A 6678-nucleotide genomic window follows, 5' to 3' on the forward strand; every position below is an offset into this window, starting at 1 on the left:
ATGCCCGGCGGGCGGCACGCATCGCGCGTGCCGCCCGCCGGTGTCCCGTCCGTCGCCGGATCAGCTGGTGTATGCCTCCAGTTCCGAGAGCTGCGCGGCCGGCCAGCCGGTGTTGGCGGTGAACGTCAGCCGCACATAGCGGGCCGACGTGCCCGGCAGGGTGACCGTCGCCTGGTTGCCGCTCGACGGGTTGAAGGTGTAACCCGCCGAGCCCTTCAGGGAGTTGTACGTGTTGTTGTCGGTGCTGCCCGACACGCTCAGGGTCTGGGTGCGGGTCGCCCAGGCGGACGCCGGGGGCAGCTTCAGGACGAGCCGCTTGACGGACTTGGCGGCGCCGAGGTCCACGGTGATCGTCTGCGGGAAGGCGTTGTTGCGGCTCTCCCAGTACGTGTTCGCGTTGCCGTCGACCGCGTTGGACGCGCCGTACACATCGGCGTGACCGGACTCGGTGACGGGGCGGCCCTTGGCGAGGTTACCCGTCTCGACCGGCGGGTCCGTGGGGTCGGTCGGCGGGTCGGTGGGGTCGGTCGGGCCGGTGCCGCCGCCCGGGACGCCGCCGTTGGTCCACACCGGGTCCGGCCAGACGCCGGTGCAGGCCGGAGGATCGGCGTACCAGCCGGAGTTCCCGGAGCCCCGGGTGATCTGGAAGCCGCTGCCGACGCAGTTGTGGATCGGGTTCGACTGGGCGATGTGCGTCGCCGTGACGTTGTCGAAGGTGGCCGTGCCGGGGGCCTGGATCTGGAGCGCGTAGGTGCCGGCGCCGTCGATCTTGATGTTCTTGAAGTGCAGCCCGTTGGTCGCGCCCTCGATGAGGTGGATCGCGGCGTAGGAGCTGTCCAGGACCTCGCTGTCGGTGATGTTGATGTTGCCGTTGATCGGTTCGTTGAGCCCGCTGAACCAGATCGCGCCGACCCCGAAGTTCCAGTTGTAGTCGCTGTTCCCGGTCCGGATCAGGGTGTTGCGGGCGGCCGTGGTGGTGCCCGAAACAGCCGTCCCCTGGCCGGAGTTGACACCCGGATAGCGGTTGGCGATGTGCAGGCCGCCGCCGTTGGAGATGGTGTCCGCCATGACGTTGTCGGACAGGGTGATGTCCTTGCCGCCGTAGGTGACGATGTTGTTGGCGAGGATCGGCAGGATCACCGTGTTGAACGTGAACTTGTTCTTGACGTTCGGGACGTTCTCCGCCCACATGGCGAGCCCGTCGTCCCCAGTGTTGCGGACGAAGGTGTTGGTGACCGTCGAGTTGGTGACGCCGTAGTGGAAGTTCACCCCGTCGGCGGTCTGGTCCAGGATGCGGCTGTTCTTGATGGTGAAGTTGTCCATCGGGCCGTCCATCCAGGCGCCGCACTTGGTGTGCTGCATCCAGACGTTGTCGACGGTCGAGTTGGACAGGGCGCCGCCGATGGCGTTCACCTGGTCGTTGTCGACCCGCTCGCGGATGTCACCGATGATGGCGAAGTCCCTGAGCGTGACGTTGCTGCTGCCGCCGTCCCCGGCGTACTTGCCGTAGACGCCGACGGCCTTGCTCCGGTTGGAGGGGTCGCGCCCGGTCAGCACGGAGTACCAGGGCCCGGCGCCGCGCAGGGTCACCTTGTCCACGATGATGTGGTCGCGGACCTGGAACGTGCCCTGCGGGATGTACACCTCCTTGCCCTGCGTCCTGCCCGCGTCCACGGCCGCCTGGATCTTGGCGGTCGAGTCGGCGGCCCCGGTCGGGTCGGCCCCGAAGTCGGAGACGACGTCCAGCGCACCGGACGGCTTGGCGATGGGCGCGCCCACCTGCTCGAAGTCCGCCAGGTCGATGGTGAACGACGGTGAGGCGGCGGTGGAGGACACCTGGAGCCGGACCTTCGTACCGATGGGCAGGGTGGACCCGAACATGGTCCGGGCCTCGTCATAGAAGTGGTGCGGGTTGGTGTCGCCCGGGTTGTTGTTGAACGGGTAACCCCCGTAGTACCAGCCGTACTTGGAGGTGACCGGCACCGCCTTGGGCGAGGCGCCGTTCACGCGTACGTCGATCGAGGCGTCCCGGCCCGTCCCGGCGGAGTTGTCCGGCAGCGAGTACCGGAAGGACATCGCGTTGGCGGGGGCGGTGAGCGTGAACTCCACGTACTCACCGACCGAGTCCAGGGTCACCGCCTGCCGGCCCGACGCCTCGGACGGCAGCGTGCCGTAGAGGCGGTTCGGGCCGATCAGGGTGCCGTTGGTGGCCGCGTACTCGGCCTCCTGTTCTTTGAACGGGACGGTCGCGCCGCGGCCGGGTACGGAGAGCGGTGAGGGGGCGGGGACACCGGCGGCCTGGGCGGCCGGTGCGCCGGTCAGCACCACGGCGGCGGCGGTGCCGACCGCGGCGAGGGCCAGCGAGAGTGAGGCGGATATGGACCGCTTGAACAGCGGTCGTCGGGGTGGGGAAGTCACGTCGAAGTCGTCCTTGCGGCTCGTGGGGGCTCTTCGGACGTCCCACAGGCTAGGAGCACCGCCGCAAGGAAGTCCACGATGGTGCGCAAGATTCTGCTTCCAGAACTAAAATTTACGACTCAAACCTGAGAAGAATGCGTTGAGTGCGCCGGTTGGCGGGGATTCGGCGCACCCAACGCTCGTACTACGCAAGCCACTTGCGAGGGCGGTGAGCGCCCGTCAGTCGGCCTGGCTCCCGCGCGGACCGAGCAGTTCGAGGTCGCTCAGGGCCACCCGGCACCCCTTCGCGGCCGTCATCACGAGCCGGAAGCGCTGCGCGGTGACCGGGGCGAACCGCAGCTCCGTCGCCGTGTTCGCGGCCGGTGAGCGGTCCGACCCCGGCCGCACCCGCACCTCGCGCCACCGGTCCCCGTCCGCGTACTGGAGCCGCTGCCCCACGGGCACGCGCACCCCGGACCCCGGCCCCTCGTCGTAGTAGTGGATCCGCGCCCGGTCCACCGTGACCGCCTCCGCCGCCGTCACCGTGAACTCCACCGTGCGGGCCCCGTCCGGCGCCGACACCCAGCGGTTGACCGGCGCCCGGTCGAACCAGACGCGCCCGTCGACGGCGGCCTCCGGACCGGTCCCCTCGCCACTGGACGAGGCCGAAGCCTGCGGGAACCCCTCGCCCTTGTGGTTGAACGCCCGGTTCGCCAACGCCTCCGGCCGGCGCACCGGGGCCCGCCGCAGATCCACCGTCGCCCCCGACAGCGGACGCCCCGAGGCGACGAGGTGTCCGTCGACCCAGACGCACAACCCCTTGACGCCCAGCCGGTAGTGGCTGCCGTCCCGGTCGTAGACCACGCTCAGCTCGTGGCCGTGGTACGCGACGTTCTGGAGCGCGAAGTGGTCCCACCCGGCCGGCACGAGCGGGCGTATCCGCAGCGTGTCACCGGCCGAGGGGCGCACCCCCAGCAGCCCCGTGAGGACCAGGTCCGCGAAGGTGGAGTGGTTGTAGTGCTCACTGCGGTCCGGGAAGTCCGCGATCCACTCGCCGGTGTCCGGGTCCAGGTTCTCCGCGATGTACGGCCGCCGGTCCTTGCGCTGCTGGGCGGCGTACTGGCGCAGCAGCCCCACGTAGTCGTCGCGCCCGACGGGGGCGTGCGGGCGCTCGTCGAGGAGGCGGGCCAGGGCGGTGAGGACCTGACTCGTCTGGAACGGCCAGGACGGCCCGTTCCACTCGCACTCGCCTGGGCTGGCCCCCGGGGTGCGGTGCTGCACCATGTAGTACGGCGAGGAGGGCGGGACCGTCCGCAGCCCGTGCCGCCCGGCGAACGCGGCCGGATCGGTGAGCCCGCGCCACGCGCCGTCGTGCCGCGCGTCGGGCAGGCCGAAGTACCAGGGCACGAATCCGGCCAGCTCCGGTCCGCTGACGAACGCCCCGTGCCGGTCCGGGTACTGGGGCCCGAAGCGGTCGGTGAAGTGCCGGAACTCCGGGCTCCACAGCTTCTCCTGCACCCGGGCCCGCAGCCGCTCCGCCCGCTCGGTGTGCGCGGCGGCCTTCGCGGTGTCCCCGGCCAGCGCCGCGATGCGCGCCACGGCCTGGTGCCCGGCGAAGAGGTAGCTGTTGAGCGTCGGCCGGAACGCCTCGCCCGCCCAGCCGTCACCGACGTCGAGCCCGCTCGTGGTGAACTCGGTGGCGTCGTTGACCGGCGCGATCCAGTAGAGCCCCATGTCCGCGTCGTAATGGGACTCCCAGGCTTCGAGATCCGCCTCCAGCGCGGCGGAGTGCGCCAGCGGCACCCGGCCGTCGCCGCTGACCTCGTAATCCGCCCACACCGCCTGGCCGATCCACGACGTGTACTGGCGCAGGTTGCCCCCGCCGCCGAGCCACCAGGCGAGGGTGTCCTTCACGACGGTCCGGTCGCGGAGCCAGCGCGCCTCGTGGATGTGGTGCCCGACCGCCGCGTTGATGGTCGAATTGGCGCCCTCCCACGAGACCGAGGGCAGGAACTCGGTGACGAGCATTCCGTCGGCGGTGGAACGCAGATGCTTCTTGAAGGCTTCCCAGCGGTAGTAGTACGTGTCCAGAATCGTGCGGTCCGGCAGGTCCACGAACGGGATGTTCGCCGCGTACCAGTCGGCATCGGAGCCGTACCGCTGCCGGGCCAGCGCCCGCACGTCGAGCGGCACCCGGACCGGCCGCCCGCCGGCCGGCGAGGCAACCGGCGCCGCCTGTGCCGTGCCGGCCGCCGGCAGCCCGAGCGCACCGGCCGCGAGCCCGATCAGCGCGGCGTCACGGCACACCCGCCGCCGTCCGGGACCGGTCGGTCCGTCCTGCTCAGAGCGTGTGGAGTCGGGCGTGTGATCGGGGACATGAGGGGTCATCAGGGCCTCCTGGGCTGAATGGGAATGCGGTGTCCGGATGTCCGGACGGCGCGCCCCGAGGCCGTCTTTACAACGTTATATAGCTCAACTCGTGAGCAGAGCAAGGGTGTCGGCACCGCTGGATCAAGGCGCCGTGCCGCCCGCGCGTGAGGGTCACGAAACAACTACGAAAGCGTTGACACGCCGTGCGGCCCGATGCCACGGTTCAGGACGCGGGCGCCTTTCCGGCCGACTCGCCGCGCCCCCTGGCCCGGCCGGAATTCCCCTCCACGGGTAGCGCCCGACGCTCTCGACCCACCCCGGCCTCCGCGCGCTCTCCGGCGTGCGCGGAGGCCGGGCACCCCCACATATGGGAGCGCTCCCGCATCGTTGACCGGCACCATTCGACCCCCACCGAAAGGCGAAGTCACCCATGACGACCTCCAGAAGGAAACGCACCGGACTGGCCGCCGCCGCCGCGGCCACCGCCGCGCTGCTGGCCCTCTGCGGACCGCTCCCCGCCGAGGCGGCCCCCACCGCCGCCACCCCCGCCGCGCAGGGCACCGCCGGGACGGACTGGCTGCACACCGACGGGAACAAGATCGTCGACGAGAACGGCAAGGAGGTCTGGCTCACCGGCGTCAACTGGTTCGGCTTCAACGCCACCGAACGGGTCTTCCACGGGCTCTGGTCCGCCAACCTGGACACCCTCACCGGGCAGATGGCGCAGCGCGGCATCAACATCGTCCGGGTGCCGATCTCCACCCAGCTCCTCCTGGAGTGGAAGAACGGCCAGGCCGCGGTGCCCAGCGCGGTCAACACGTACGCCAACCCCGAGCTGAAGGACAAGACCACCCTCCAGGTCTTCGACGCCTTCCTCGACACGGCGGAGAAGTACGGCATCAAGGTCCTCCTCGATGTGCACAGCGCCGAGGCCGACAACTCCGGGCACATCCACCCCGTCTGGTGGAAGGGCTCGATCACCACCGAGGACTTCTACTCGGCCTGGGAATGGGTGACGGACCGCTACAAGGACAACGACACCCTCGTGGCGATGGACATCAAGAACGAGCCGCACGGCAAGCAGTCCGAGTCACCGCGCGCCAAGTGGGACGACTCCACCGACGAGGACAACTTCAAGTACGCCTGCGAGACCGCCGGCAAACGCATCCTCGCCATCAACCCCAAGGTCCTCATCCTCTGCGAGGGCATCGAGGTCTACCCCAAGGACGGCAGCGACTGGAGCTCCACCGCCGAGGCGGACTACCACTACGACTGGTGGGGCGGGAACCTGCGCGGCGCCGCCGAACACCCCGTGGACCTCGGCGCCCAGCAGGACCAGCTCGTCTACTCCCCGCACGACTACGGCCCGCTCGTCTTCCAGCAGCCCTGGTTCGAGGGCGACTGGGACCGCAGCACGCTGGAACGCGACGTCTGGGGCCCCAACTGGCTCTACCTGCACCAGAACAACACCGCGCCCCTGCTCATCGGGGAGTGGGGCGGCTTCCTCGACAACGGCCCCAACGAGAAGTGGCTGAAGGCGCTGCGCGATCTCATCGTGGACCACCGCATCAGCCAGACCTTCTGGTGCCTCAACCCGAACTCGGGCGACACCGGCGGGCTCCTCGGCTATGACTGGGCCACCTGGGACGAGGCGAAGTACGCCCTGCTCAAGACCGCGCTCTGGCAGGAGAACGGCAAGTTCGTCAGCCTCGACCACGAGGTCCCGCTCGGCGGCGCCGGCACCACGACGGGCATCAGCCTGACGGACCTGTACGGCACCGGCTGACACGCGGACGGGGGGGCGGGGGGCCCCGGCGGGCCCCCCGCCCCCCCCCCCCCCCCGGGCCCCCGGGGGGGGGCCCCCCCCCCCCCCCCCGCCCCGACCCCCCCCCCCCCCCCGCCGCGGGCGCC

General features: G+C 70.5%; 3 protein-coding genes. 1 reads left to right on the plus strand and 2 read right to left on the minus strand.

Annotated features, from left to right (window positions below; translation table 11 throughout):
* Nucleotides 1–60: 60 nt before the first annotated feature.
* Together ACIQZN_RS15430 and ACIQZN_RS15435 are read right to left on the minus strand one after the other, a co-directional pair.
* On the minus strand, nt 61–2418 hold the full coding sequence (locus ACIQZN_RS15430) for a discoidin domain-containing protein (protein WP_403992950.1): 2358 nt from the start codon (nt 2416–2418) through the stop codon (nt 61–63).
* Between the two features lie 219 nt (nt 2419–2637).
* Nucleotides 2638–4785 carry an MGH1-like glycoside hydrolase domain-containing protein gene (locus ACIQZN_RS15435; RefSeq protein WP_403992953.1) on the minus strand — a complete coding sequence of 716 codons (2148 nt, stop codon included), beginning with the start codon at nt 4783–4785 and terminating at the stop codon, nt 2638–2640.
* A gap of 412 nt (nt 4786–5197) precedes the next feature.
* On the opposite strand from ACIQZN_RS15435, the gene ACIQZN_RS15440 reads away from it, so the two are divergent.
* On the plus strand, nt 5198–6553 hold the full coding sequence (locus tag ACIQZN_RS15440) for a glycoside hydrolase family 5 protein (RefSeq protein ID WP_403992956.1): 1356 nt from the start codon (nt 5198–5200) through the stop codon (nt 6551–6553).
* Nucleotides 6554–6678: the final 125 nt, after the last annotated feature.

The organism is Streptomyces sp. NPDC097595, assembly GCF_044761525.1.
In the GTDB taxonomy this organism is placed as follows: Bacteria; Actinomycetota; Actinomycetes; order Streptomycetales; family Streptomycetaceae; genus Streptomyces; species Streptomyces drozdowiczii_A.

Coding starts and splice junctions, on each gene's coding strand:
- ACIQZN_RS15435 (WP_403992953.1), bottom strand. CDS start 4,785: ATGACCCCTCATGTCCCCGATCACACGCCCGACTCCACACGCTCTGAG.
- ACIQZN_RS15440 (WP_403992956.1), top strand. CDS start 5,198: ATGACGACCTCCAGAAGGAAACGCACCGGACTGGCCGCCGCCGCCGCG.